The sequence below is a fragment of the Rurimicrobium arvi genome (genome assembly GCF_039540495.1).
Classification (GTDB): domain Bacteria; phylum Bacteroidota; class Bacteroidia; order Chitinophagales; family Chitinophagaceae; genus Rurimicrobium; species Rurimicrobium arvi.
On the sequence record NZ_BAABEZ010000004.1, the window covers coordinates 341,195 to 366,458 of the forward strand.

At 47.3% G+C, this 25,264-nt stretch carries 25 protein-coding genes; 10 read left to right on the forward strand and 15 right to left on the reverse strand.

Going from position 1 to position 25,264, the window contains the following annotated elements; all coding sequences use genetic code 11:
* Positions 1-26: 26 nt before the first annotated feature.
* The 3 genes from ABD846_RS04300 to rpmI form a co-directional block, all read right to left on the reverse strand.
* Positions 27-1,112: a mannose-1-phosphate guanylyltransferase gene (locus ABD846_RS04300; protein WP_344823016.1), complete on the reverse strand. Its 1,086-nt coding sequence runs from the start codon at positions 1,110-1,112 to the stop codon at positions 27-29.
* A 130-nt stretch (positions 1,113-1,242) separates the two neighbouring features.
* Positions 1,243-1,587, reverse strand: coding sequence for a 50S ribosomal protein L20 (gene rplT / locus ABD846_RS04305; protein WP_344823018.1), 345 nt, complete (start codon positions 1,585-1,587; stop codon positions 1,243-1,245).
* Between the two features lie 31 nt (positions 1,588-1,618).
* Complete coding sequence (gene rpmI / locus ABD846_RS04310; RefSeq protein ID WP_344823020.1) at positions 1,619-1,816, reverse strand: 50S ribosomal protein L35; 198 nt, start codon at positions 1,814-1,816, stop codon at positions 1,619-1,621.
* A 220-nt stretch (positions 1,817-2,036) separates the two neighbouring features.
* Between rpmI and ABD846_RS04315 the strand changes: the two genes are divergently transcribed.
* Both ABD846_RS04315 and ABD846_RS04320 read left to right on the forward strand, forming a co-directional pair.
* Entirely contained in the window at positions 2,037-3,170 is a 1,134-nt protein-coding gene (locus tag ABD846_RS04315) for a redoxin domain-containing protein (RefSeq protein WP_344823022.1), read from the forward strand.
* A 33-nt stretch (positions 3,171-3,203) separates the two neighbouring features.
* Positions 3,204-3,896, forward strand: coding sequence for an ABC transporter ATP-binding protein (locus ABD846_RS04320; protein WP_344823024.1), 693 nt, complete (start codon positions 3,204-3,206; stop codon positions 3,894-3,896).
* Here the strand turns inward: ABD846_RS04320 and ABD846_RS04325 are convergent.
* On the reverse strand, positions 3,893-4,357 hold the full coding sequence (locus tag ABD846_RS04325) for an SRPBCC family protein (RefSeq protein WP_344823026.1): 465 nt from the start codon (positions 4,355-4,357) through the stop codon (positions 3,893-3,895). The genes ABD846_RS04320 and ABD846_RS04325 overlap by 4 nt on opposite strands.
* 101 nt (positions 4,358-4,458) lie before the next feature.
* On the opposite strand from ABD846_RS04325, the gene rlmN reads away from it, so the two are divergent.
* Positions 4,459-5,532 carry a dual-specificity RNA methyltransferase RlmN gene (gene rlmN, locus ABD846_RS04330; RefSeq protein ID WP_344823028.1) on the forward strand — a complete coding sequence of 358 codons (1,074 nt, stop codon included), beginning with the start codon at positions 4,459-4,461 and terminating at the stop codon, positions 5,530-5,532.
* A 5-nt stretch (positions 5,533-5,537) separates the two neighbouring features.
* On the opposite strand, the gene ABD846_RS04335 is transcribed toward rlmN, so the two are convergent.
* The 3 genes from ABD846_RS04335 to ABD846_RS04345 form a co-directional block, all read right to left on the reverse strand.
* The gene (locus ABD846_RS04335; RefSeq protein ID WP_344823030.1) at positions 5,538-7,199 is read right to left on the reverse strand and encodes a M23 family metallopeptidase; all 1,662 of its coding nucleotides are present in this window, start codon (positions 7,197-7,199) and stop codon (positions 5,538-5,540) included.
* Between the two features lie 77 nt (positions 7,200-7,276).
* The gene (locus ABD846_RS04340; RefSeq protein ID WP_344823032.1) at positions 7,277-7,726 is read right to left on the reverse strand and encodes a lipocalin family protein; all 450 of its coding nucleotides are present in this window, start codon (positions 7,724-7,726) and stop codon (positions 7,277-7,279) included.
* Between the two features lie 16 nt (positions 7,727-7,742).
* The gene (locus tag ABD846_RS04345; RefSeq protein ID WP_344823034.1) at positions 7,743-8,258 is read right to left on the reverse strand and encodes a hypothetical protein; all 516 of its coding nucleotides are present in this window, start codon (positions 8,256-8,258) and stop codon (positions 7,743-7,745) included.
* A gap of 95 nt (positions 8,259-8,353) precedes the next feature.
* On the opposite strand from ABD846_RS04345, the gene ABD846_RS04350 reads away from it, so the two are divergent.
* Both ABD846_RS04350 and ahcY read left to right on the forward strand, forming a co-directional pair.
* Entirely contained in the window at positions 8,354-9,262 is a 909-nt protein-coding gene (locus ABD846_RS04350; RefSeq protein ID WP_344823036.1) for a PfkB family carbohydrate kinase, read from the forward strand.
* Positions 9,263-9,322: 60 nt separating this feature from the next.
* Positions 9,323-10,651 carry an adenosylhomocysteinase gene (gene ahcY, locus ABD846_RS04355; protein WP_344823038.1) on the forward strand — a complete coding sequence of 443 codons (1,329 nt, stop codon included), beginning with the start codon at positions 9,323-9,325 and terminating at the stop codon, positions 10,649-10,651.
* A gap of 117 nt (positions 10,652-10,768) precedes the next feature.
* Here ahcY and ABD846_RS04360 read toward each other — a convergent pair whose 3' ends face one another.
* The 4 genes from ABD846_RS04360 to ABD846_RS04375 all read right to left on the reverse strand — a co-directional run bounded on the left by ABD846_RS04360 (position 10,769) and on the right by ABD846_RS04375 (position 15,035).
* The gene (locus ABD846_RS04360; protein ID WP_344823040.1) at positions 10,769-12,034 is read right to left on the reverse strand and encodes an aspartate kinase; all 1,266 of its coding nucleotides are present in this window, start codon (positions 12,032-12,034) and stop codon (positions 10,769-10,771) included.
* Positions 12,035-12,055: 21 nt separating this feature from the next.
* Positions 12,056-13,330, reverse strand: coding sequence for a pyridoxal phosphate-dependent aminotransferase (locus tag ABD846_RS04365; RefSeq protein ID WP_344823042.1), 1,275 nt, complete (start codon positions 13,328-13,330; stop codon positions 12,056-12,058).
* A gap of 331 nt (positions 13,331-13,661) precedes the next feature.
* A complete protein-coding gene (gene dnaN / locus ABD846_RS04370; RefSeq protein ID WP_344823044.1) occupies positions 13,662-14,786 on the reverse strand; it encodes a DNA polymerase III subunit beta in 1,125 nt (374 codons plus the stop codon).
* A gap of 111 nt (positions 14,787-14,897) precedes the next feature.
* Positions 14,898-15,035: a hypothetical protein gene (locus ABD846_RS04375; protein ID WP_344823047.1), complete on the reverse strand. Its 138-nt coding sequence runs from the start codon at positions 15,033-15,035 to the stop codon at positions 14,898-14,900.
* Positions 15,036-15,107: 72 nt separating this feature from the next.
* Between ABD846_RS04375 and ABD846_RS04380 the strand changes: the two genes are divergently transcribed.
* Genes ABD846_RS04380 through ABD846_RS04395 form a run of 4 tightly spaced genes read left to right on the forward strand, consistent with a single transcriptional unit; the run spans position 15,108 to position 18,106 of the window.
* Positions 15,108-16,454 carry a UDP-N-acetylmuramate--L-alanine ligase gene (locus ABD846_RS04380; protein ID WP_344823049.1) on the forward strand — a complete coding sequence of 449 codons (1,347 nt, stop codon included), beginning with the start codon at positions 15,108-15,110 and terminating at the stop codon, positions 16,452-16,454.
* Positions 16,455-16,475: 21 nt separating this feature from the next.
* On the forward strand, positions 16,476-16,817 hold the full coding sequence (locus tag ABD846_RS04385) for a translation initiation factor (protein ID WP_344823051.1): 342 nt from the start codon (positions 16,476-16,478) through the stop codon (positions 16,815-16,817).
* 44 nt (positions 16,818-16,861) lie between these two features.
* Positions 16,862-17,824 carry a transketolase family protein gene (locus ABD846_RS04390; protein ID WP_344823053.1) on the forward strand — a complete coding sequence of 321 codons (963 nt, stop codon included), beginning with the start codon at positions 16,862-16,864 and terminating at the stop codon, positions 17,822-17,824.
* 54 nt (positions 17,825-17,878) lie between these two features.
* The gene (locus ABD846_RS04395; protein WP_344823055.1) at positions 17,879-18,106 is read left to right on the forward strand and encodes a hypothetical protein; all 228 of its coding nucleotides are present in this window, start codon (positions 17,879-17,881) and stop codon (positions 18,104-18,106) included.
* Positions 18,107-18,249: 143 nt separating this feature from the next.
* Here ABD846_RS04395 and ABD846_RS04400 read toward each other — a convergent pair whose 3' ends face one another.
* A complete protein-coding gene (locus ABD846_RS04400; RefSeq protein WP_344823057.1) occupies positions 18,250-20,277 on the reverse strand; it encodes a T9SS type B sorting domain-containing protein in 2,028 nt (675 codons plus the stop codon).
* 126 nt (positions 20,278-20,403) lie between these two features.
* On the opposite strand from ABD846_RS04400, the gene ABD846_RS04405 reads away from it, so the two are divergent.
* Positions 20,404-22,584: a S46 family peptidase gene (locus tag ABD846_RS04405; RefSeq protein ID WP_344823059.1), complete on the forward strand. Its 2,181-nt coding sequence runs from the start codon at positions 20,404-20,406 to the stop codon at positions 22,582-22,584.
* Positions 22,585-22,640: 56 nt separating this feature from the next.
* On the opposite strand, the gene ABD846_RS04410 is transcribed toward ABD846_RS04405, so the two are convergent.
* From ABD846_RS04410 to ABD846_RS04420, 3 genes are all read right to left on the reverse strand, one after another.
* Complete coding sequence (locus ABD846_RS04410; protein ID WP_344823061.1) at positions 22,641-23,360, reverse strand: tRNA threonylcarbamoyladenosine dehydratase; 720 nt, start codon at positions 23,358-23,360, stop codon at positions 22,641-22,643.
* Between the two features lie 84 nt (positions 23,361-23,444).
* A complete protein-coding gene (locus ABD846_RS04415) occupies positions 23,445-24,518 on the reverse strand; it encodes a trypsin-like peptidase domain-containing protein (RefSeq protein ID WP_344823063.1) in 1,074 nt (357 codons plus the stop codon).
* Positions 24,519-24,536: 18 nt separating this feature from the next.
* The gene (locus tag ABD846_RS04420; protein WP_344823065.1) at positions 24,537-25,118 is read right to left on the reverse strand and encodes an RNA polymerase sigma factor; all 582 of its coding nucleotides are present in this window, start codon (positions 25,116-25,118) and stop codon (positions 24,537-24,539) included.
* Between the last annotated feature and the right edge of the window lie 146 nt (positions 25,119-25,264).

Here is a 25,264-nt window from a genome sequence, read left to right on the forward strand (position 1 = left end):
GCTTTGTAGGCATGTTTAAGACGTATTTAAAGAAACTTGTCTCCTTTATTGCGTTTGATTTCGGCTACGTATTCTTTAATGTGCTGTTCTTTGTTGCGTTCGCAGATCAGCAATACATCATCTGTGTCGATGATAATAAATTTCTCCAGTCCCTGAAGCACCACAAGTTTTTTATCCGGTGCCTTCACCATGCATTCGGAAGAATCAATGATTACCACATCCCTGCCGTGAACCGCATTCCCGAGATAATCTTTCTCAGAATTATCATAAGCACTTTCCCATGTGCCGAGATCACTCCACCCGAACTGGGCCGGCACAACATAAACGTTTTGGGCTTTTTCCATCACGGCATAGTCGATTGATGTGTTGGGGCACAAAGGGTAAGCCTTTTCAATCTCATGATACTCGGAAGATGTATTGTACACCGGTGTGAGTTGCGCAAAAATATCATTCAGCTCAGGCAGGTATTTATCGAAAGCAGCAATGATTGTTTTGGCGTTCCACAGGAAAATACCGGCGTTCCACAGGAAATCACCGCTCTTCAGGAAAGCTTTTGCTATTTCCAGGGAAGGCTTCTCGGTGAAGGTGACCACTTTGTAGACATTCTCAATAGACCTGGACTGATCATACTGAATGTAGCCATAGCCCGTATCCGGACGGGATGGTTTGATGCCTAATGTCAGCAGTGCGTTGTTGCTCTTGATAAAGTCGATACCCTCAAACACACTGCGCTCAAATGCACGTTCGTCCATGATCAGGTGATCGGCCGGACTCATAATAATGTTTGCATCCGGATTCAGTGCATGAATTTTATGTGCGAAATAAGCGGCGCAGGCAGCGGTATTTTTACGCGAAGGCTCTTTAATGATCTGATGATCCGATAGCTCCGGCAACTGCTCCTTTATGATCGTCGCATAAGCGTGATTCGTGATAAAGAAGATATTTTCCGGAGGACAGATATCCAGGAAGCGTTTGTAAGTCCATTGCAGCAAGCTTCTTCCTGTTCCCAGGATATCCAGAAACTGTTTGGGCTTATTGGTGCGGCTTACCGGCCAGAAGCGGCTTCCGATACCGCCAGCCATAATCGCTACGTAATTATTTTGGATACTCATTCGGCAGAGTTCAGAAAAAATAAAAATACAAAACAATCACCGGGAATTGTTTTGTGCTTTGAAGACAAAATATAAAATGCCGATACTTAAGGAATTAAGTACCGGCACTCCTATCGTTTTTGCTCCGGAATTATTTTACGGAAGCAACCAGGCTTTTGAATGCCTCAGGCTCGTTCATTGCCAGATCAGCCAGAACTTTACGGTTCAGATCGATTCCGCTTTTAGACAATTTGTCCATGAAAACAGAATAGCTCATACCTTCCTGACGAACTGCTGCGTTAATACGGGTAATCCACAGGCTGCGGTAATCACGTTTTTTGAGTTTACGTCCTACATATTTGTAAGCAAGACCTTTCTCCAAAACGTTTTTGGCAACCGTATATACATTTTTACGTTTACCGTAAAAACCCTTAGCCTGAGCTAATACTTTTTTTCTTCTAGCACGAGAAGCAACTGCATTTACCGAACGTGGCATATTCTATTGTATTAATAAAATTAAAAATTGGTTAGCGCATGCAAAGCATACGTTTTACGAGATTCTCATTCGACGGATGAACGAATGCGGCCTGACGCAAGTGGCGTTTGCGCTTTGTTGATTTCTTAGTCAACAAATGGCTTTTGAAAGCTTTATATCTGCGGATCTTGCCCGTACCTGTTACCTTAAAGGTTTTTTTGGCGCGGGAATGTGTCTTCACCTTTGGCATTACTTTTCAATTTTGGGATTGCAAAGGTAACAAAGGTATTCTTAAAAATCAAAAAAATTAAAAAATGTCCGATTTATTTCCTGAAAAAAGGGAAAATGCCATTTCTGAGCCGCTAAAATACCCCTTTTTACCCTAACTGTTAAATGTATCTTAGCGCCTGCAACACAGTATAGGGAACAACCTGTATTATTTTTATGTTTGCACATTCAAAAATGTACTGATGAAAGTAAAACATCTACTATCTTTTTTCTTACTCCCATTGCTCTTTACGGCCTGTAAAAAAGACAAGAATAAATTCCTGGTGGTAGGAGAGATCAGTAACATGCCCGGTAAATCCGTTCTGTTGGAAGAGATGGATCTTGTTTCCAATGAAATTAAAGTGCTCGATTCCGCGTCTGTTGATAACAAAGGTCATTTTGAGTTGTCCGGTTCAGGGGCTGAACCTGGCTTATACCGACTGCATTTTGCAGGAAATCAGTTTATTCTGCTGTCTGTATTTAAAGAAAATATCAAGATAAGCGGTGACTGGAACGCTCTTGAAAATTATGCCGTTTCCGGCTCTCCCGCTTCTGAAAGCCTTAAGGGCTTTTTTGCCAATGTGCGCCGTCATATCACCGATATACAGACCATGACCCTGATTATGGACAGCATGCGTGTGAGAGGCAACGATTCTCTGTTACAGAAAGCCAGCGTGGATATGGGCAATATTAATCTGCAACTGACACAGTACATCGAGCATTATGCAGATACCACTACTTTCATTCCGAATGCGCTGTTCTCCGTACAGATATTAAATCCCTCTGTGGAAAAGCCTTTCCTCGATGGTTTTGCCACATCACTTCCCAAACGTTTCCCGAATTCCCAGACTGTCAAAAATTTTGTAGCCCGCTACAATAAAGGAATTACGGGTGGTGCAGAGGAAAATGAATCAGGCCCGACGGATGGTGCAATGGCTCCGGAAATTGCTGCATCAACGCCGGACGGTAAAGCCGTTACACTCTCTTCTTTCAAAGGCAAATATGTGCTTGTCGACTTCTGGGCTTCCTGGTGCAACCCCTGCCGTAAAGAAAATCCGAATGTGGTAGCCGCCTATAAAATGTTCAAGGATAAAAATTTCGCGATCCTCGGCGTATCGCTGGATCAGGACAAAGAAAAATGGAAAATGGCGATCGCACAGGACGGACTTGAATGGACGCAGATATCAGATCTGAAAGGCTGGGAATCACTGGCTGCCCGTGATTATAATGTAAACTCCATTCCCGCAAATTTCCTGGTCGATCCCACGGGAAAAATCATCGCACACGACCTTCGCGGGCCAGACCTGGAAAATATGTTGCAGGAAGTGCTGAAGTAATTACCGCATATTTGCATTGCTATAATCCTGCTCATGAAAGAGGTCATATCCTTACAGCACATTCATAAAAGCTATTTCCTCGGAAAGCAGGAACTTCCTGTTCTGAAAGGGATTGACCTTGTTGTGCAACGCAATGAGTATGTTGCCCTGATGGGACCTTCAGGATCCGGTAAGTCCACGCTGATGAATATTATCGGCTGCCTGGATACCGCAAGCTCGGGTACGTATATCCTGAACGGAAAAGACGTGAGTCATATGGATGACGACGAGTTGGCGGCAGCGCGCAACGCCGAGATCGGGTTCGTATTTCAGCAATTTAACCTGATGCCGAGGCTCAGTGCATGGGAGAATGTTGCTATCCCGCTCATCTACGCGGGCGTATCCCGCAGGGAGCGCGAAGAACGCGCATGGGCAATGCTGGAAAAGGTGGGACTTAAAGACAGGGGAAAACACAATCCCAATGAATTATCCGGAGGCCAGAGTCAGCGCGTGGCGATTGCGCGGGCGCTGATCAATAATCCGTCCCTGATCCTTGCCGACGAACCCACCGGGAATCTTGATACCAAGACGTCAATAGAGATCATGGATCTCTTCAGCGATATCCATGCAAACGGTAATACCGTAATGCTCGTTACCCACGAAGACGATATCGCAAACTGTACCCGGCGCATCGTACGTATCCGCGATGGCGTGGTGGAAAGCGATACACCTAACCAGCCGCATTAGGCCTTCCGCGGGAACAAAGCTTCGAGTTTTTTGAAGCGGTAATCAAATATACCTTTTACTTTTTTGTGCACGAATAATGCACCGGCAATGCCGCCGAAAATTCCTTTACCTATGTCGTAATGCAGGATATCGGTCATCAGCACGCCTTCCGGATGCGGCTCGAAATGGTGCTCATGATGCCAGATACGATAAGGTCCGCTTCGCTGCTCATCCACGAAATAGCGCATAGGCTGCACCTGGGTTATTTCTGTCATCCAGCCCATACGGATGCCGGCAAACGGCGAAATTTTGTACAGGATAATCAGCCCCGGATACACCCGCTGCGGTACCTCACTCAATACTTTGAACTTCATATCTTCGGGCGTGATCTCGTTCAGATTCATCGGTGAAGAAAAAAAATCCCATGCCTCTTCAATCGTTATCGGTAGCACCTGTTCGCTCTTTAATAATTTTACGGCCATATGATTTTGCGTTTCCGCAAATATCCTCATATAGATACAGTCACCAAATAAGGTTTTGTTATGCTAAGATTTGACATCAGGAATACGGATAATGTAATGTTATGCCCTACGCAATGTACCTTTGCCGCCCCGGTATGAAAAACATCAGAACATATTCCAGGAACGATTTACAGGATATAGCCCTGTCTGCCGGAGTAAAGGCTACGCAGGGTAATGTGCTGTTCCATGCTATATGGAATCTTGGTGTCCGGTCGTTTGAGGCCGTTGAGGGATTGAATGCGGCATTCCTGCAGTTACTCCTGACAGAATACTTTTTACCGCTCACGCAAATCCAGTCCCGTCAGCACAGCAAAGACGGAACAATCAAGTGCGTTATTCAGTTGCACGACGGACTGCTCGTGGAAAGCGTACTCATTCCCGCAGGGAAAAGAATGACGGTATGTGTATCCAGTCAGGTGGGATGCAGCCTGTCCTGCAAGTTTTGTGCTACCGGATTTATGGATCGTCAGCGGAACCTGCTTGCCCATGAGATACACGACCAGGTTTTCCTGTTGAATGAGCTGGCGCAGGAACAGTACGCAGCGCGGGTGTCTAATGTTGTGTTTATGGGTATGGGTGAACCCCTGCTTAATTTCCGCGAAGTGCTTGCTGCTGTCGAGCGTATCCAGGACCAGCGCGGATTGTCCGTTGCGCCTAAGAGAATCACTGTTTCTACGGCTGGTATTGCAAAAATGATACGCGCTCTGGCCGATGATGGCCGGAAGCTGAATCTTGCATTGTCACTGCACGCCGCTAACGACCGCAAGCGCAATGAGATCATGGCAATCAATGAAACGAACAGCCTGGGTGAATTGAAAGATGCTTTGGAGTACTTTGGTGCGCGCACGGGTAACGATATCACACTTGAATACATACTGCTGCGCAATTTCAATGATAGTCCCGAAGACGCTCAGGAACTGCTTGAGTTTTATCGCAACGTTCCGGTTCATCTCATCAATATCATCGAGTACAATCCCATCGATGAAGTGGCATTCCTTCCTTCGGAAAAAGACCGTACCGATGCATTCGCACAATACCTTTTGCTGAACGGAGCAAATGCCTGCCTGCGCAGAAGCCGGGGGAAAGATATTGATGCCGCCTGTGGTCAACTGGCCGGCAAAGAACAGACTGAATAGCCAGGCTATCTTTTAACGGTTATTTCCCGCACCGCCTTATTGCCATTTTCATCTGTTGCTTCAAGTATCACGGTGGCCGCGCCTTTTGCAGGAAAATACTCATCGAAACGGTAAAACCATTCTTTACCATGCTGCTCAAAGCAGAGCCATTGACCGGAGCTTTTCAGGTATCCGCGCATGCGCTGAATGCTTGTTTTGTCGTCGCTGATCCGCACGCGGATCTCTTTTTTGAAACGACCGCTCACCTTTATTTCCGGTTGTGTAGTATCGCAGTCCAGCCAGAACATTCCCAGGTTACGAAAATGCGAAGTGTAGCGCTGATCCGTATTGACAACCGCTTTGCCGGACGTGTCCTTACCATCGGTATACCGCATGCATACTTTGGAGATCAGTTTTAGCGGTATCGCCCTATCCGGTTGTAATGTGATGGCAGCAGCGCTGTGCAGCGGAACGCGGGCCTCATGTAGCTGATGTACTGCAGAAAATGCCTCGAACGTCTTTTTAGAGGTATAAGTGAAACAGATATCATCATACAGCGCATTGGCCTCAAAAGAGGCCCTGCATCCGGGAGATTCGTATATATGCGGTAATCCTGCTTCCCACAGCACAGCACAGGTGCCGGGTATTCCGGAAGAGACAGACTGTTTTCTGATCACCGTTTCGGTTTCCGACTGATTGCCCGAAGCATCTCTGAATACGATGCGCAGCATGTTGGAATCCCTGAGTGCAAGTTTGTCCTGCTCTATCTGATACAGGCGTTTCAGTTGGTTACCTTTCAGCACAAAAAGGCTGTTGTACCAGATACCCTTGTCATAGTGAAGTGCATAATCCGCACAGGCATTCAGGTAGCGCGTTTCATCATATCCGATGTCGTCTGCGGTGAAAGAGCCGGCAAGCGTATCATTCCAATACCATTCTGCTGTATAGACCGAGAGCGTATTCTGTGATCCGTTCATATAATCGTTGACGGCTATACCCACCCTGATCTGATCCGCCTGTACATACAGCGAACTGTCACTGGTATATTTATTCCCACGCTTACGCAACGAGGCCATCAAGGGCCGCTGCCGGTAGATACTGGTGCCCGCATCGTATACCGCAATCGATGAAGGGACAGGAGGAATGTCGTCGGTTATGGGAAATCCGAATAACTGTGGATTCAACGGATGTTCGGTTGCCGTTTTTCTTATTTCAAAATGCAGATGAGGTGCAGTGGAGCCACCTGTATTACCGCTCCATGCGATAAACTGGCCCTGTTTCACAGGAAAGGTCCCGGGAGGAAAATTCAGGTCCTGCTCCCAGCTTTCGGCAGCATACTGTCGCTCATGTACCACCTGCTGCAGCGCCGGGAAAAAATTATTCAGATGTGCATAAAGACTGGTATAACCATTTGGATGGGTAATGTAAATCGCATGCCCGAATCCACCCGGCTCCATTTTTACACGGGAGATATAGCCTTCTGCGGCCGCATGTACCGGATAGTTCTCTTCACCATTGGTCTTGATGTCCAGTCCACTGTGAAAGTGTCCGGGCCGGCATTCTCCGAAATTACCTGCCAGACTGATAGGTATTTTCAGCGGATTGATAAAGTAATTTTGAGGATAGTCAGTTTGCGCCCGGCAATAGAGTGAGCATACAAGCAAGGCAGCTGTCAGCCGTTTTCTCATCTGCCGAAGGTACAGAATAAAAAAACAGGCAGACCGGTCGGTCTGCCTGCAACAATCATTCGGTTGAATTCCGTTTTTTATTGGGTATCGCTGAACGTCATGTTCACGGTACCACTGAAGCCGGAGAATGCAGTATCTTTTTTTACAGAGAGCGTAGTCTCGTTGAGCGTAACAACATCAACAGTGAGATTTCCCGTAATGCCGAAACTTTCGGCGATGGAGCTTCCGGAAAGCGTCAGCTGTTTGTCAGCGCTTGTCAATGCCCAGTTACCATCTGTTTTAGAGTCGGCAACTGTATCATAACATTTGGTTGCACCTTCGTAAGCGGTGATTGATTTATTGCTGTTGAACGTATACAGGTTGTCTTTCTGACAATCTTTAAGATCAGAGCTGATATCCACGCCGAGAAAAGTGGCCGATGTGAGCTTCCATTTACCATTGGTCAGGTATTCAGTCGGTGACGGATCTTTCTTTTTACAGGAACCGATCAGAGCAAGCGCAGCTACTGCGAACAAAATTTTCTTCATATTGTCTGTTGTCTTTTTAGTTTACTTTTTTGAAATGCGTGTGTACCGTTCCGGTAATGGTAATGCCTGAATAGTTCAGCGAGGTGTCTTTCGTCAATTGGAGTGTGGTTTTGGTCAGTGATCCGACATTGAATGTCACCGCGCCGGAGAAAGGCAGAATCTTACTGTCTTTCAGCGTAAACTTAGTGGTATCACTGCTCAGTGTCCAGTTTCCGTCTGTTGTTCTTTGTGCAACGGTATCGTCGCATTTCGTTGCGCCTTCGTCGAGGGTGATAGACTGGTCGGTATTGAATATGTAATAGTTGTTCGTCGCACAGGTCTCCAGGGTGGAGTAGTAATCCAGTGAGGTATCTCCGGTGGTGGCCGTCATATAAATTGCGGTTACCTGCCATTTATCCGTGGTAAGTGCCGTGTATTTCGAGTAGGGCGTGTCTACTGTCCCGGGAGTGGTCGGAGTGGTCGTTTTCTTATCTTTTTTGCATGCTTCAGCAAATATCAGCAGGGCAGCCACGGGTAACAACAGCTTTTTCATAAGCGATAGAATTGATTTTCTCAAAGGTAAATAAAATAAAATATTATTCAACCGTAGTAAATACAGCACGTATCTTCGCGGAAATTTTTAAAAGCATGTCCCTGATCGTTATCGGTACCATGGCCTACGACGCCATTGAAACACCCTTCGGCAAGACCGACCGTATTGTCGGCGGTTCCGCCACCTATGTTGCCTGGTCTGCATCCAACTTCTACAGTCCTATCCGCCAGGTATCCATAGTGGGTGGCGATTTCGATCAGCGGGAGATGGATGAGCTTTCGACAAGAGGAGTTGATTTTGAAGGAGTTGAAATGGTGAAAGACGGCAAAAGCTTTTTCTGGAGCGGCCGTTATCACACGGATATGAATACCCGTGATACACTGATCACCGACCTGAACGTACTCGCACAGTTCAATCCCCGCTTACCTGAATCTTATCAGGATTGTCAATACCTGATGCTGGGCAACCTGGCGCCTGCGGTGCAGTTAAGTGTGATCCGTCAACTGAAGCAACGCCCGAAACTGATTGTCCTCGATACAATGAACTTCTGGATGGATGTGGCATTGGATGACCTGAAACTGGTGCTCAGAGAAATAGATGTGCTGGTGGTGAACGATGGCGAGGCGCGCCAGCTGAGCGGAGAGTTTTCGCTGGTAAAAGCTGCGCAGGTGATCTGCAATATGGGCCCGAAATACCTGATCATCAAGAAAGGAGAACATGGTGCATTGCTGTTCTATAATGATCAGATCTTCTCTGCTCCGGCTCTTCCGCTGGAAGTGGTATTCGACCCCACAGGTGCCGGCGACACATTTGCCGGAGGCTTTATCGGATATATTGCGCAACAGGACGATATTTCGTTCGAAACGATGAAAAAAGCCGTTATCACGGGTTCTGCCCTTGCTTCATTCTGCGTCGAGAAATTCGGGCCGGAACGTCTGAAAGAAATCACGCAGGCGGATATCGAAAAGCGCCTGCAACAGTTCGAAATGCTGGCAAAATTTTAAATGTCCCTGCACATAAAACAGTACCTTTGCATTAATAAAATTAAACAACACAAATCAGATATGAGTACGCTCACAAAACCGAATATAGATTTCTCGCTTGCACACAAAGTAGCGGATATCAGTCTTGCTGCCTGGGGTCGTAAAGAGATCAGACTGGCTGAAGCTGAAATGCCTGGTCTTATGGCTATCCGTGAGGAATATGCAGGTCAGCAACCCTTGAAAGGCGCCCGTATCGCAGGCTGCCTGCATATGACAATCCAGACAGCGGTGCTTATTGAAACGCTCGTTTCCCTGGGTGCTGAAGTAAAATGGAGCTCCTGTAACATCTTCTCCACACAGGATCACGCAGCAGCGGCAATCGCAGCAGCGGGAATCGGTGTTTTTGCCTGGAAAGGTCAGTCTATCGAAGAAGCTGACTGGTGTATCGAGCAAACGCTGTTCTTCGGAAGCGAAGACCGCCCGCTCAATATGATCCTGGATGATGGTGGCGACCTGACAAACATCGTTCTGGATAAATATCCGGAGCTGGTTAAAGGTATCCGCGGTCTCAGTGAAGAAACCACAACCGGTGTACACCGTCTGTATGAGCGCATGGCAAAAGGTACGCTCCCGATGCCTGCAATCAACGTAAATGACAGTGTTACCAAATCTAAATTTGATAACAAGTACGGATGTCAGGAAAGTCTGGTGGATGCGATCCGTCGCGCTACAGATGTGATGATGGCCGGAAAAGTTGCCGTGGTAGGCGGTTACGGAGATGTAGGTAAAGGTTCTGCTGCCAGCCTGCGCGGAGCAGGTGCACGCGTTATCGTTACGGAAATCGATCCTATCTGTGCTTTGCAGGCCGCAATGGACGGATTCCCGGTAATGCCAATGACCGAAGCGGTTAAAATCGCAGATATCATCGTTACTGCTTCCGGTTGCCGCGACCTGATCACAGGTGAACATTTCCGCCTGATGAAGGACAAAGCAATCGTTTGTAATATCGGGCACTTCGATATCGAAATTGATATCGCATGGCTGAACGATAATTACGGACATACAAAAGATACGATCAAGCCGCAGGTAGATCTGTACAATGTGGATGGCCGCGATATCATCATCCTAGCTGAAGGACGCCTGGTAAACCTCGGATGCGCTACAGGTCATCCAAGCTTTGTAATGAGCGCAAGCTTTACCAACCAGACACTGGCTCAGATAGAGCTGTGGAACAACGCAGACAAATACGAAAACCAAGTGTATGTACTGCCTAAATTCCTGGATGAAAAAGTGGCCCGCCTGCATCTGGCTAAAATCGGCGCGAAGCTGGATACGCTTACCGATCAGCAGTCTGAATACCTCGGCATTCCTAAGGAAGGTCCGTTTAAAACAGATATGTACCGCTATTAATAGCTTTGGTAAATACAATTTGAAAAGCCGGCAGTGTTAAGCTGCCGGCTTTTTTGTGCCTGATGCAATAAAAAGGGCTGACTTTACCGTCAGCCCCGTATCATCTGTTATGGTTCTTTACTTGATAACCACCTGAACGGTTTCCCTCGTCTTTTGCTCCAGCAGGGTGTAGCGCCCTTTGGTAAGGTCGAATAAGGTTTCCGGAGTGTAGTGACGGATCGTGAGCAGGCTCACGTCTTCGTTGCTGAACACTTTGAAGTCCTTTTCCAGCAGGGAGATCAGCTTGTGCACCTTTTCCTCTTTATTGTCGATGCAGGCAACGAAACTGATGGCCGCATTCTGGATCAGGTTGATCTTGATCTTCAGGTCGTGAAAAATACTGTACAGGTTACTCAGGTTGTCTTCCGTAATAAAAGAAAAATCGCGTGTGGTCACCTGAAGCAGGATCTGGTTTTTCTTCAGGATAATCAGTGGCGGATAAAAAATGCTGCTTACTTCATTCTGAATGACCGTCCCTTTCAGTTCTTTATTCAGGAAGCATTTTACATATAGAGGGATGCCATTGTTCTGCAATGGCTTGATTGTCTTCGGGTGTATTACCTGCGCTCCGTAATAGGCCATTTCGATCACCTCATGATAAGTGATGGCTTCGATCTTTACGGTGTCGGCAAATATCTTCGGATCGGCATTCTTCAGACCTTCCACATCTTTCCAGATGGTAACGCTGGCGCCATGCAGCATTGCAGCCATCATTGCCGCCGTATAGTCCGACCCTTCACGGCCAAGCGTTACGGAGGCGTTATCCGGAGTGCTGCCGATAAATCCCTGGATGATGACGTTCTTTCCCGCATGGAGCAAACTTCCCACCACATCATTAGCCTGATGCTGTGAATATGCCCAGTCCACTTTCGCATCACGATAAGTGTCGTCGGTGCGGATCACATCGCGGGCATCCACCCACTCGAAATTGAGTCCCTGGCTTTGCAGGTAAGCGTTGCAGATCCGGGTAGACAGGATCTCCCCCATGCATACGATCTGGTCGTAAGAATAGTCGAAGCGGAGCGCATCTGCATCATCCACCGCCCATTGCAATTCGTTGAAATATTCGTTAAGTGTGGAAGCCAGCGCTTCAAACTGTTTACCTTCCAGTACCTTGGCTGCGTATTCGAGATGCTCCTTTTCGAGCTTCTCTACCAATTGGCGTGCAATACCCTTATCTCCGTGGCATGCTTCCTGCACAATCTGTTCCAAATGATTGGTAGTCTTACCCATTGCGGATACAACAACTACCAACTGATCTTTTGCGTCACTGATGATCGGGAGTAACGCCTGCATACGTTCCGGGCTTTCTATTGAAGCCCCGCCAAATTTGTAAACTTGCAAAGTACTGTTTTTTATAGTGTGTTATGATTGAAGGTGAGGTTGCTGTAAGCGGGATAATGCGTCTTCCAGTTCGCCGAACATCTCAGTAAGATCTTCAAACTTACAGGTACCTACGCTCACGCGATACCAGGGTGAACTGGCATCGGCGCCAAAGCAGGAGAACGGCACGATGGCCAGGTGTGCTTCATTCAGCAGAAACTCGCTTACCTCGGACTGGGTTTGCAACGGATGACCATTGAAGTGCCAGCCTTTCAGGTCGATTTTCAATGTAAGGTAAATGGCAGCCTGGGGAGCGATGATATCTACCGGATAGCCCTTTTCTTTCAGACGGATGAATTCGCGGTAGATGAAGTTCAGACGTTCTTCCAGCTGCAGCTTAAATCCTTCCAGGAAGCCGTCGAATGCCGCTTCATTGCTCAGGAACTGGGCAGTTGCATATTGTTCTGCCATCGGAGCCCAGGCGCCGATGTGACTCAGCAATGCTTTCATTTTTGCAATTACCTGAGTTGGACCCATTGCCCATCCTACACGAACACCCGTGGCAGCAAGTGCTTTGGAGATACCATCTACAAAGATGGTGTAGGCTTTCATTTCCGGACGCAGGCTTACCGGGTTATAGTGCACCGTATCGCCATAGGTCAGTGTCCAGTACATCTGGTCATACATCAGGTATAATTTTTTTGCACCTGCTGCCCGACCTGCATTTTCCACGAGGATCATATCACATATCTGCTCGAGTTCTGCTTTATCGAGCGTTGTGCCGGTAGGGTTTTGCGGAGAACAGAGGCAGATCAGTGTCGCATCCTTGATATGTGGCGCGAGATCTGCCGCCGTAGGCATGAAATTGTTTTCAGGAGTTACTTCCACCACGCAATGCTCACCATCGTTCATATGCGCGTAGTGATTGTTGTTCCAGGATGGTACCGTATAGATCACTTTATCTCCTTTGTCCACGATTGTTTTAAACAATGCATAGATCAGCGGACGCCCGCCGCTGGAAATAAGCACCTCGTCACTTTTATATTCGAGTCCTTCTCTTCTTTTAACCAAAGCACTTACCGCGTTGCGTAATGGCAGAATTCCGTCGGCCGGTGGGTAATTGGTGCGGTGCTCACGATATGCTTTCACGATCTCATCTTCGAACAGTTGCGGTATCGGAAAAATAGACGGATCGAAATCCCCTATCGTGTAGTTGTAGATTTTTTCGCCTTTGGCTTTACGGTCGTTGATAGCATTTCCCAGACGTACAATTTCTGAACCGATCAAGGTTTCAGCAAGGTTGCTCAATAAAGACATAAAAATTGATTTGAAAGTGACGAGATAGAAATATACAAACAAAAATTTGCAGCAGGTAAAAAAGTATTACCTACTTGGCCATCTTGACCTGTTTACAGCACAGATTTTGTTGTATCATCACTTTGGGTGGAAAAGAATTTCGGCCGCAAAGATATTCTTATTCCGGAATTATCGGAGTAAAATATCTTAAGAAAATCGAAATCCAGACTCGGGAAGCGAACCCGGTTTTTCTGAAAGGCCCTCCAATGCTGCATTTCGGGCCTGTTCCGAAATAAAAAAACCTTGCCATTTCACGGGCAAGGTTTTTTGCAAAAAAAGTATACAGAGCGAACTATACGCCAACCATCAGCGGCATCAGCAGCATCAGCACGTCTTCATTTTCATTTTTCTCCATCGGGCGGAAAATTCCCGCACGGGTGGGAGTACTCAGTTCCAGCTGCACTTCCTCTCCTTCCAGATTGGATAGTAATTCGATCATGGATTTCGCGTTGAATGCGATTTTCATGTCCTCTCCCGTATACTGGCAGGTCATGGTTTCTTTCCCTTCGTAAGAGAAGTCGATATCCTGTGCGCTGATGGTAAGGGAATTGCCGACGATGTCGAAAACCACCTGGCTCGTTGTTTTACTGGCAAACACACTCAGGCGGCGCAATGCGCTGATCAGGTCTGCACGGTTAATGACGAGGTTGTATGGGTTGTTTGTGGGCACCACGGCTTTGTAATCCGGAAAGCGTGCATCCACGAGGCGGCAGCTCATCCTCATTTTGTCGTTGGTAACAAAAATATGGCTGCTGTTGTAGGAAATTTCGAGTTGGGTATCTTCTGCAGGAAGCACATTGCGCATTTGCTGCAATCCTTTTTTCGGGACGATAAATCCGTCCGCACCTTTGTGCTCGATACCGCTGCGGCTCAGTTTTACAAGGCGGTGCGCATCGGTGGCAACAAAGTTGATATCGCCTCCTTCTTCCAATTGGAAGAATACGCCGGTCATTGCAGGGCGCAGGCTGTCGTTGCTTACCGCAAATAAGGTTTTGCCAATACTTTCCAGCAGCGCTATCGCCGAAATGCTGAAAGAAGTGGCATCTCCCGGTTGTGGTTCTTTAGGGAAATCGTCGGCATTTTCTCCGCTGATCTTATATTTCCCGAAGTCACTTTTTATGTCAATACTGCGGTCAGACTGATTCACCGTGATGGTGATCGGCTGATCGGGCAGATTTTTCAGGTATTCGGTTAAGATTTTGGAAGGGATACAGATACGACCGTCGTCGGTGGCTCCGGTCACCTCAATCTCAACACGCATCATTGTTTCCAGATCGGAAGCCGAAAGGCTGAGCGTGTTTCCTTTTAACTCAAACAGGAAATCTTCCAGTACTCCAAGTACTGCATTTGATCCTGCCACACCACCGATAAGTTGCAGATTTTTAAGCAGATAACCGGACCTTACGATAAAGCGCATTGTGAATCTTCTTTTATTTATATTTTAAAGGGATAATCTTGGTTCGTCTTTAAACGCAAAAAGCGCATAAAAAATACTGCGCAAAGTTAAAACCTGATCGGGTAAAAATGATTAGCGCAGTGAAAAGCCTGCAGAAATGTGATTCGGGCAACCATACTTCTTGTTGGATGTACAGGCAACTGTTGCCATCAACGCAAAAAGGAGGACAGCCATGGGTATAAACTTGCGCATGGTGTTGAATTTTTTCATAATGGTAAATGTATAAAAATTTATTTAGAAACCCGATTACTTTTGCACGAAGATAAAAATTCATTCCAGAAAATGAAAAAAACCCATTTCATCGCGATTGGCGGGGCTGTCATGCATCAGCTGGCCCTCGCTTTGCGTCGTCAGGGACACACGATAAGCGGCAGCGACGACGAGATTAACGACCCCGCAAAATCCAATCTCGCGGCTGCCGGTTTACTGCCTGAAAAAGAGGGTTGGTTCCCCGAAAAAATCACCGACGATCTTGACGCCGTGGTATTGGGAATGCATGCACGTATTGATAATCCCGAATTGATTGCGGCACAGGCAAAGGGAATACCTATTTATTCTTTTCCGGAATATGTTTATGAGGTAAGCAAAGAGAAAAAGCGTGTCGTAGTCGCGGGCAGCCATGGTAAGACGAGTATCACCTCGATGATCATGCACGTGCTGCGGCAGGAAAATATAGACTTCGATTACCTGGTGGGGGCCCGGCTTGATGGCTTTGCCGATTCGGTCCGGCTCAGCGATGCGCCGCTGATCATCCTTGAAGGGGATGAGTATCCTGCGTCTGCCATAGAAAGAAAGCCTAAGATATTCTTTTATCATCCCCATATTTCCGTTTTAAGCGGTATCGCATGGGATCATATCAATGTATTCCCGACTTATGACAATTACTGCAGCCAGTTTATTCAATACCTGAATGGCATGCAGGATGGGTCTGAATTGTATTTCAATGCCGAAGACAAAGAGGTATGCCGTATTACAGATGAGGCCGCGGTCCATTTAAAAGCAGTTCCGTACCATACACACCCTTTTCATTATGAAGATGTGACCGCTGTTCTGCAAACGGAGCAGGGGCCCGTTCCTGTAAGTATTTTCGGAAGGCATAACCTGCTTAACCTGAGCGCGGCTTTGGCCGTATGCCGGTCTCTGGGCGTATCGGACGAACGTTTTTACGAAGCAATCAGATCTTTTAAAGGAGCCGCGCGCCGTCTCGAAAAAATCGCGGAGCATAAAGGGCTTACAGTTTTCCGGGATTTTGCACATGCACCTTCCAAACTGAAAGCAACACTGGATGCGGTGAAGGAAGCGATGCCCCTGCGGCGTGTGATCGCCTGCTTCGAGCTGCATACATTCAGCAGTCTGAACGAAGCGTTTCTACGGGAGTATGCACACAGTATGGATGCCGCGGATAAAGCGATTGTATTTTTCAGTCATCATGCGTTGCAGCTGAAAGGGTTGCCGACACTGCACACGGATCTCGTACACAGCTATTTTGAGCGGAACGACCTGGAAGTGATCGATGATAAAGATCGGTTACAGCAGAGAGTCGCCTCGTTATTGCAGGAAAGCGGTGAAGATACCTGTTTGTTACTGATGAGCTCCGGCACGTTCGACGGTATTCAGTGGCAGTTCTGATATTTTTAAAATAAGGTATATATGTCTAAAAAGCATCAAAGTCGTCCGGACGGACTCGCTTATTCAACGAATAAAGACTTTTTCAACGACTATGAGTCGCAGGATACACCCGGCGTAACGTTGCCTAAGCCACAGCAAAAGCTGCGCGTATCACTGGATACCAAACAGCGTGCAGGCAAAGTGGTTACGCTCATATCCGGCTTTTCCGGTACGGCAGATGACCTCGAAGTGCTGGGTAAGCAGTTGAAAACCAAGTGCGGAACCGGGGGCAGTGTAAAGGACGGATTTATCATGATACAGGGCGATTACAAACAAAAAATTATTGCCTGGTTGCTGGAATGGGGCTACACGAATACCAAATGATAAACGTACTTTTGCACTTTCCTGCTAAACGATTAAGCATATAAATGTTACAAGACATTCAACTCCTGAACGAAAAAGAAACGCGTGCCGGATTCGGCGATGGTATTGCTGAAGCTGCACGCAAAAATCCTGATATCGTTGCATTGACCGCAGATCTCGCGGGTTCATTGAAACTGAATACATTCATTAAAGAAAACCCGGATCGTTTCGTGCAATGCGGTATTGCAGAAGCGAATATGATTGGCGTTGCTGCAGGCCTTACCATTGGTGGTAAAATCCCTTATGCAACAACTTTTGCCAATTTCGCTACTTCCCGCGTATACGACCAGATTCGTCAGTCGGTAGCTTACAGCGGTAAAAATGTGAAAATATGTGCATCCCACGCCGGACTTACGCTGGGTGAAGATGGCGCTACTCACCAGGTGCTCGAGGACATAGGTATGATGAAAATGCTGCCTGGTATGACGGTGATCGTACCTTGCGACTATAATCAGACCAAAGCCGCAACAATGGCTATTGCTGATTATAACGGGCCTGTTTACCTGCGCTTCGGTCGTCCGAAATGGGCGAACTTCACCGCTGAAGATCAGCAGTTTGAAATCGGCAAAGCCCAGGTGCTCGCTGAAGGTTCAGATGTAAGCATTATCGCTTGCGGTCACCTCGTATGGCTGGCTGTGCTTGCGGCAAAACAACTCGCAGAAAAAGGCATCAGCGTGGATCTGATCAATATGCATACCATTAAGCCGCTTGACGAGGCAGCGATCATCAAATCCCTGTCTAAAACAGGTTGCGTGGTAACTGCGGAAGAACATCAGGCGGCAGGCGGTCTCGGAGACAGTGTGGCAAACGTGGCTGCACGTAATTGTCCTGTACCTCATGAGTATGTAGCTGTGCAGGATACGTTCGGCGAAAGTGGTAAACCTGTGGAATTGCTCGCAAAATATGGCCTGAGCACAGAAAGTATTGTCGCTGCAGCGGAAAAAGCTATAGCACGTAAAAAAGGCTAACAGCGGCCTTTGTTAACTTTCTCTTGCGGAATGAGTTCTTATCTTTGATCTACTATGTTATCACACTGGATTATCTACGGGTTGTTCCTGTATGTTATTTATAAGTTCGTCAGAAATTTCCTTTTTCCTGCGGTTCGCATCACGAATACCATGAACCAGAAAATGAATGAGATGCAGCAACGCATGCAGGAAATGCATCAGGAAGAGCAACGGCGGCAGCAACAACAGCAACGTCCCAAATCCGTCGAAGGAGAATACATCGACTACGAAGAAGTAAAATAATTTACGATACCTCTGAAGGGCCATCTTTTACGGATGGCCCTTTTTTTGTCTCGTGGTGTTTCAGAATGATACTACTTGTGGGAACTCCATTAAAATAAAAAGGCTGCCTTTTGGGCAGCCTTTACAAATTATATCCGGGGTTGTTATCTTAGTAAGGTGACGTTCCCTGATTTCGATATTCGTTTGCCGGAGGCACAGAATCCGTCAACCACCCATGCATACACGCCGTAAGGACAGTCAACACCGTCTACTTTTCCGTCCCATTGTGTGGAAAGATCGGTAGTTGAGAATACTTCTTTACCCCAGCGATCGTATACGCGGAAGTAGTTCAGCTGAACAATGTTGCGGTTTTTCAGGCCGAAATAATCGTTGTTGTCAGAATGGTCGCCCGGTGTAAATGCATTAGGCAGGTAGATGTCTCCGCAGCCTATTTTCACCACAACAGTATCATGCGCCACGCAACCCAGCAATGCGCTCTGTACCGTCAGCACATAAGAAATGTCTGTAGACGGGGTAGAGGTAGGGTTCGTTGAGCGGTAGTTATCCAGGTAGTTGGTAGGTGACCATGAGTAGATGTAATTCACACCCTCGCTTGTCATTGGTCCGCCCAGAACGGTATATGCGCCGTCTTCAACTGTACGGTCTACACCGGCATCGGCATGTACTTTACTTACCGTTACATTGATAGCAGAGTCTACGATACATCCGTTCGGATATTCTGCAATGAAGTGGTAAGGACGTGTATAATCAGGCCACACTTTCGTGTACAGGGCATCTACTGCGGTTTTGGTCTGCGTGATATTGTAGCTCGGAGTCCAGCGTAATGTATCTGTTCCGAACGCGATACCCCACAAGGAAGCCGTATCGCCCTGACAGATAGTTGTATCGTCTACGATTGTAATAGCGGGGATCGGTAATGCTTCTACGAGAAAGCACTCCATAGATGCCTGCGGTGTTCCTTCGTTCATGCTCAGGAATACGTTGTATGTTCCCGGAGTGGCATAGGTGTAAGAAGGAGGATATTTTTCAGTGGAAGAACGCAGGCTGCTGGAAACACAGTTTGCAAAGTTTACGACACCAAGGGAGTTGTCGGAATTGATAACGAACGTGTACAGATTGTCTTTTTCACGCAGGAAATGAGACAGTGCCAGTGTGTTTTTAATGCCCGGGATGCTGATCAGTGTCTGATCGGTAAACGTAAGCGAGCTCAGGTCGGAGAACACCACGCGTGTCAGATAGTTGCGTGAGAAATTGGAAATAAACAGATAGTCTTCTCCGCAATCTTTCGCAAGAATGATGCTGCTCGGAGCGCTCAGACTGTCCACGGCAAGTCCGGAACCGGCAGGTATTGCTGCGAGGGAGCTTCCGAAACCGATATGAGCAAGTCCTGAACTGATAAAGTTGGTAATAAACAAGTGCCAGTTTCCGAGTTTATCGCGTGTGCCGGCCATATCGCTCGGGTTATCGATCACGCTGCCCGGATTGCCCAGGTCGATAGGATTGGGCGTGTTTGAGATGTTTGTTCCGAAGTCGAAACGGATGAGCTTGTTATCCTGAGCATTGGCTGCAAAGCCAAACCAGTAAGGACCTTCTTTTGCAACAAAAAATCCGCGAGGTGCATTAAGTAAGCCGCCGAGATTACCCATATTTACACAGTTCGGTTTGTTGCTCAGAGAAGTGCCGAAGTCCATACGGAACAAAGAGGAATTTGCCACGGAAGAGCCACCGGTTGCGAACATCACAAATTTTCCGGCTCCGTCTTGCATCAGGAACAGGCTGTTTGCATCCGCAGGAATGGTACCGGAAAGATTGCCGAGATTGGTCACCGTAGGAATATTGGTCAGAGACGACCCATAGTCAAGGCGGATCAGCTCAGGAACAGTCCTGTTGATGTAGAAACCAAAATAATTACCGTCACTGTTCAGACCGGTTTCGATATCAAATGAATTATTGATGCCGAAGGTGTAACCCAGAAAATTACCGGTTGGTCTATTCATCAGCCAGCCGGAACAAAAGCTCCAGTAATAGGAAGAAGCTGTCGTATCCTTTGGTGTCAGAGTTATTGGTTGACGGATACAAACCGTATCCGGTGCGGTAAAAGTCGTTTGTGCGAATAGTCCGTTGAGTTGTGCAAACAAAAGCATAACTGTGAGGATAAGGCATCTTCTCATACTCTGTAAATAGGTTTTTATCTTTGTACTCGGCGTCTAATATTTCGCTAATGTAATAATTATGCCAAAATTTTCATAACATTCGACTATTTTTATTTTCATACCATAATGATTAATCTTTTCTCTATGTTTCTTGCCCGTAAATCGAGACTGCTGCGCTTTTCCATTACTGCTTTTGCAGCATTTTCCATCAGTTCTTCCGCCATTGCCCGGAAAGGTATGCCCGTTCCGGCAACCCTTTCGAAAATTCAGAAGGAAATGATCGCTGAAGGATTGGATATCCCCGTTTCAAAATTGTACAATACCCGTGGCACAGGTCTGAACAATGCCGTTGTTTTATTCGGAAAGGGGTGCACAGGCGAAGTTATTTCTTCAGAGGGTTTACTCCTCACCAATCACCATTGCGGTTACGGAACCGTTCAGGGGCTGGCTTCAGTCGGGGCCGACTATTTCGCCGATGGCTTTTGGGCCAAAAACCGGAATGAGGAAATACCCTGTCCCGGTCTTACAGTAACGTTTATCCGCTCCATGGAAGACGTTACCTCGCGTGTGCTGGCAAATATACCGCTGGAAATGAATGAGAAAGCGAGAGACAGTATGATTCAGATCCGGATAAAAGCGCTGGAAAACGGATACCGGTATACTTCAAAAAAAGATGCCCAGATCCGCTCTTTCGCTAACGGTAATCAATACTGGGTGATGATCACCGACACGTATAAAGACATACGCCTGGTCGGCTTCCCGCCTAACGGTATCGGTCAGTTCGGGGGAGACACAGACAACTGGAGCTGGCCGCGTCATACGGGCGATTTCAGTATGTTCCGCATATACGCAGGTGCAGACAACAAACCTGCCGCTTACAGTGCGGAAAACAAACCTTATCATACTGCGGATTTCTTCACGATCAATACCAATGGCTATAAAGAAGGAGACTTCACCATGGTGTATGGTTTCCCGGCGCAGACGCAGGAATATGTCAGTTCTATGCAACTGGCGCAGGTAGTGAATATTGTTGACCCGATCCGCATTGAGGCGCGTACCCGCCGTCTGGATATCTGGACAAAGCATATGAGCGCAGACCGTAAAGTATTCCTTCAGTATACCTCCAAAAGAGCAGGTGTTGCCAATGGTTGGAAGAAATGGCAGGGCGAAGTGCGCGGACTGAAGCTGAACAATGTAGTGGCATTGAAACAGCGTGAGGAAAATATATTTCAATCCTGGGCGAATACGGATAGTTCAGCTGCTTTTGCGCGCGATCTCCTTGCCCGTATGCAGGTAATCAGCGCCTCTTCCGATGCAGCTCTTGCTGCAAGCGAACATATGCGCGAAGACGTGCTGGGCATTGAGTTGATCGCTCAGGGTGCCGAACTGGACAGGGTATTGAAGCTGATACAGTCGATGACCGGTACATCCGCCGCCCGGCTGAATGACACACTGGCTTTCATATCCGCCGCATCGGAAGGATTCTATAAAAATTATGATGCTGCCACCGACAAAGAAGTTTTCGCGGCACTGATGCCCTTGTTCATGGAGAAAGCATCTGCGTATGTACCCGAATACTTCCGTACAGAGCTTGCCCGTTTCGGAGGCTCCTACGAAATGTGGGCAGACTATGTATTCGGCAGCTCGGCCGCCTCAGATCCGGTAAAAATGAAAGGTCTGCTCGCTTCAGGAAATATCCGCGCTATTACCGAAGATCCGGCATGGAAACTGTATGCAGCAATCATGCATTTGAAAAACGAAAAAGTTGCTGCTAAGCTGAATGCATACAACGACAGTATGGTAAGGTTCAACCGCCTGTATATGAAGGCTCAGATGATGCAGCATCCGGAACTGAACCTGATGCCTGATGCAAACTTCACCCTGCGCCTTGCTTTCGGTCATGTGAAAGGGCTTGATCCGGACGGAGATGCCGGATACAGCTTCCAGACCGATCTGGACGGAGCGGTTGCCAAAAACAATCCGGAAGTTGCGGAATTTAAAATGCCGGCCCGGCTGCTCGAACTTTACCGGGAAAAAGATTATGGAAAATATGCGGTAAACGGAACGGTTCCGCTAGCCTTCATTGCCGATAACCATACTTCGGGAGGTAACTCCGGGAGCCCGGTGCTGAATGCCCGTGGAGAGCTGATCGGCACCAATTTCGACCGCGTGTGGGAAGGTACCATGAGCGACTATTACTTCGATCCGAGATGGTGCCGAAACATTACGCTGGATATCAGGTACACACTCTTTATCATCGACAAGTTCGGCGGAGCAGGGTGGCTGCTGAACGAAATGAAATTTGCTCCTGCACCATCCCGTTAAGACACGGAACAGAGACAGAAAGTCCGGCTATACATAGCCGGACTTTTTTGTGAAGCTTATTGCTCCATCAGATTCCTGATCACCACAGAAGCCGCGGTGGCACCGAACATCGCCGGCATGTAGGAGATTGTCCCGTAAGCTGATTTTTTAAAATTCGTTCCGTCGGTATGGATGATTGACTCCCGGTCCGGAAGCTCTGTAGAGGAGACAACCGTCAGACCCCTGCGAATACCCGCCACTTTAAGGTGCTTGCGGATGTGCTGTGCAAAAGGGCAATTGTATGTTTTGGAAATATCTGTAACCACGATCTTCGACGGATCCACACGGCCTCCGGCCCCCATAGAGCTTACGATACGCATTTCTTTTGCCAGTGCGCTTTTTATACAGGTGAGTTTCGGTGTAACACTGTCTATCGCATCAATCACATAATCTGCGTCGGTATCCAGCAATGCATCGATCGCTTCCGGACGCACAAATTCTTTTACGGCATTCAGCGTTATTTCCGGGTTGATCGCGCGGATGCGTTCTGCCATCCATTCCACTTTACTCTGGCCATGTGTGGTAGCAAGAGCAGGCAGCTGGCGGTTGCGGTTGGAGGGGTCTACAACATCCCCGTCTACGATAGTCATACGTCCAACGCCGCTACGGGCAATGAATTCCGCAGCGAAAGAACCTACACCCCCCATGCCCAGCACCAATACATGTTTGCCGACAAGGCGTTCCAGTCGTTCGCGGCCAATGAGTAATTCTGTTCTTGAGAGCCAGCTAAAGTCCATAAATGAAGTATCTGAAAAGCAGCAAAAATAAAAAAGTCCGCCAATGAAGTATCGGCGGACTTTTTATGAGTAGGTAGTCGTAATCTATTTATAAACATTCACCACACAGGTATAATCCTGCAGCTTTTCTATTTGCTTTTCCCTGGCCAATCCGCCGAGTTTCCCGGACTTGGGCAGGCTGATCGTATTGTTCTGAGGAATGCTGCGCAGCATACGCAACAATGTGTTCGAGCTTACAGCATAAGTGATATTCACACTCTGGCTTTCTTTACCGGTTACGATTGCGACAATATTACCGGAGGCGTCCATTACGGGAGCTCCGCTTTGGCCCGGCTCTGCCGGTAATTCCAGGCGGTACTGCATGGAGTCGCCCATGAATCCGTTCCGGCTGCTTACATAACCTTCGCTATACACGATTTCATCCTGTGGGTAGCCCAGTGTGAACACGCGTTCTCCCAATGATTTTTTCGTGGTGGCAAAGGTGTAGGGTAATGCGGATTGCTGTTTGTTGAATCTGAATTTACGCGATTCAACTTTCAGGATCGCAATATCTGATTTTGCATCAAAGCTGATAGTGGATGCTTTGAAGTATTCGCCGTTGCGTGTCTGGATGTAAACAGAATCTGCACCTTCCGTTACGTGATAGTTGGTGATCACATAACCATCATTCGTCAGCGCAAAGCCAGTACCACTGTATTTATTATCCATCAGGGGCTTGTTGGCTTTGTTATCAAGATCGCGGATGATACGGTTCTGTGATTGTCTGATGCCCTCCAGTTCGGATTTTACTTTCCGCAGTTCGCTGTATCGGGGAGTGGTATCCTGGTGATGATTGTGGTACCAGCTTATTCCGAGGCTGGTAAGGATGGCTACTCCTGCCGCGACGGCGCCCGTACGCAGGTAATGGCTTTTCAGAGAGATATGCTGCGCCGCTTTACGTGTATGCATTGCAGCATGAATATCCGAAAGGGTATTTTTGAAACGTTGTTGGGCTCCTTTCTGATTCAGGGAGCTGATAAGGTTCATGGCTTCTTCAAAATCCGACCGGAAGCGGGTGTCGCTTGCCAGCCGTTGTTCCAGCGACACCTGTTCCGCAGGGGAAAGTGTTTTGGCCAGATATGCTTCGGCTAAGTTCCAGATTTGGTTGTCGTTATTCATTTTCACGGGTCTTTCTTTCTATTGATCTGCTTTCATCGTGTAGAAGATCTTCTTCAGGCGATTCAGGCATTTGTATTTTTGTGTCTTTGCGTTGTCGGGATTGGTGTAACCAAATGCCCCGGCAATTTCCTGCATACTGCGTCCTTCTTCGTAAAAGGCCTTTAATAATGAGCGGCAGGGCTCCCCCAACTCCTCCATGGCCAGCCCCAGCTGTTCGAAATGTATCTCCCTTTCTTCCTGTATGCTGATATCATCTTCGTATGCATGCAGTTTGTCCAGGTTCTCCTCGTCTTCGGCAACCGTAAAATCAGGTCGCCGGTTGTGCTGCTCCAGTTTTTTATACCAGATAAATTTTGAAACAGCCACCAGGTAAGTTCCTATTTTACAGGTAAGCCTGAATGCCTCCTGCTGCGATTTCTGAAACAGGATGGTCATTGCCTCCTGAAACACATCTGCAGCATCTTCTGCATCTCCGCTATGAGCAGTCACCCATGCGTATACCTGGCGATAATTATCCCGGTATACCTGCTCTGTGATCTTCCGGTCGTTCCGGGCAATACCTTCGAGCAATTGATGTTCTTTTAACAGGGGAAGTTGCACTTATTAATACACTTTTTTAGAAAAAGTAACCCTTGGCAGGCTAAATAATTTATGAATTGACAAGGACCAAAGGTACAGTGTACTTTTGTTTTTTATTCCGTCCGGAAAGTTTCCGTTTTTATAAAATCCGGTTTAAAGGAAACGAA

What these genes read in the sequence shown, in the direction of transcription:
- ABD846_RS04300 (WP_344823016.1), bottom strand. Translation starts at nt 1,112, where the DNA reads ATGAGTATCCAAAATAATTACGTAGCGATTATGGCTGGCGGTATCGGA.
- rplT (WP_344823018.1), bottom strand. Translation starts at nt 1,587, where the DNA reads ATGCCACGTTCGGTAAATGCAGTTGCTTCTCGTGCTAGAAGAAAAAAA.
- rpmI (WP_344823020.1), bottom strand. Translation starts at nt 1,816, where the DNA reads ATGCCAAAGGTGAAGACACATTCCCGCGCCAAAAAAACCTTTAAGGTA.
- ABD846_RS04315 (WP_344823022.1), top strand. Translation starts at nt 2,037, where the DNA reads ATGAAAGTAAAACATCTACTATCTTTTTTCTTACTCCCATTGCTCTTT.
- ABD846_RS04320 (WP_344823024.1), top strand. Translation starts at nt 3,204, where the DNA reads ATGAAAGAGGTCATATCCTTACAGCACATTCATAAAAGCTATTTCCTC.
- ABD846_RS04325 (WP_344823026.1), bottom strand. Translation starts at nt 4,357, where the DNA reads ATGGCCGTAAAATTATTAAAGAGCGAACAGGTGCTACCGATAACGATT.
- rlmN (WP_344823028.1), top strand. Translation starts at nt 4,459, where the DNA reads ATGCCCTACGCAATGTACCTTTGCCGCCCCGGTATGAAAAACATCAGA.
- ABD846_RS04335 (WP_344823030.1), bottom strand. Translation starts at nt 7,199, where the DNA reads ATGAGAAAACGGCTGACAGCTGCCTTGCTTGTATGCTCACTCTATTGC.
- ABD846_RS04340 (WP_344823032.1), bottom strand. Translation starts at nt 7,726, where the DNA reads ATGAAGAAAATTTTGTTCGCAGTAGCTGCGCTTGCTCTGATCGGTTCC.
- ABD846_RS04345 (WP_344823034.1), bottom strand. Translation starts at nt 8,258, where the DNA reads ATGAAAAAGCTGTTGTTACCCGTGGCTGCCCTGCTGATATTTGCTGAA.
- ABD846_RS04350 (WP_344823036.1), top strand. Translation starts at nt 8,354, where the DNA reads ATGTCCCTGATCGTTATCGGTACCATGGCCTACGACGCCATTGAAACA.
- ahcY (WP_344823038.1), top strand. Translation starts at nt 9,323, where the DNA reads ATGAGTACGCTCACAAAACCGAATATAGATTTCTCGCTTGCACACAAA.
- ABD846_RS04365 (WP_344823042.1), bottom strand. Translation starts at nt 13,330, where the DNA reads ATGTCTTTATTGAGCAACCTTGCTGAAACCTTGATCGGTTCAGAAATT.
- dnaN (WP_344823044.1), bottom strand. Translation starts at nt 14,786, where the DNA reads ATGCGCTTTATCGTAAGGTCCGGTTATCTGCTTAAAAATCTGCAACTT.
- ABD846_RS04375 (WP_344823047.1), bottom strand. Translation starts at nt 15,035, where the DNA reads ATGAAAAAATTCAACACCATGCGCAAGTTTATACCCATGGCTGTCCTC.
- ABD846_RS04380 (WP_344823049.1), top strand. Translation starts at nt 15,108, where the DNA reads ATGAAAAAAACCCATTTCATCGCGATTGGCGGGGCTGTCATGCATCAG.
- ABD846_RS04385 (WP_344823051.1), top strand. Translation starts at nt 16,476, where the DNA reads ATGTCTAAAAAGCATCAAAGTCGTCCGGACGGACTCGCTTATTCAACG.
- ABD846_RS04390 (WP_344823053.1), top strand. Translation starts at nt 16,862, where the DNA reads ATGTTACAAGACATTCAACTCCTGAACGAAAAAGAAACGCGTGCCGGA.
- ABD846_RS04395 (WP_344823055.1), top strand. Translation starts at nt 17,879, where the DNA reads ATGTTATCACACTGGATTATCTACGGGTTGTTCCTGTATGTTATTTAT.
- ABD846_RS04400 (WP_344823057.1), bottom strand. Translation starts at nt 20,277, where the DNA reads ATGAGAAGATGCCTTATCCTCACAGTTATGCTTTTGTTTGCACAACTC.
- ABD846_RS04405 (WP_344823059.1), top strand. Translation starts at nt 20,404, where the DNA reads ATGTTTCTTGCCCGTAAATCGAGACTGCTGCGCTTTTCCATTACTGCT.
- ABD846_RS04410 (WP_344823061.1), bottom strand. Translation starts at nt 23,360, where the DNA reads ATGGACTTTAGCTGGCTCTCAAGAACAGAATTACTCATTGGCCGCGAA.
- ABD846_RS04415 (WP_344823063.1), bottom strand. Translation starts at nt 24,518, where the DNA reads ATGAATAACGACAACCAAATCTGGAACTTAGCCGAAGCATATCTGGCC.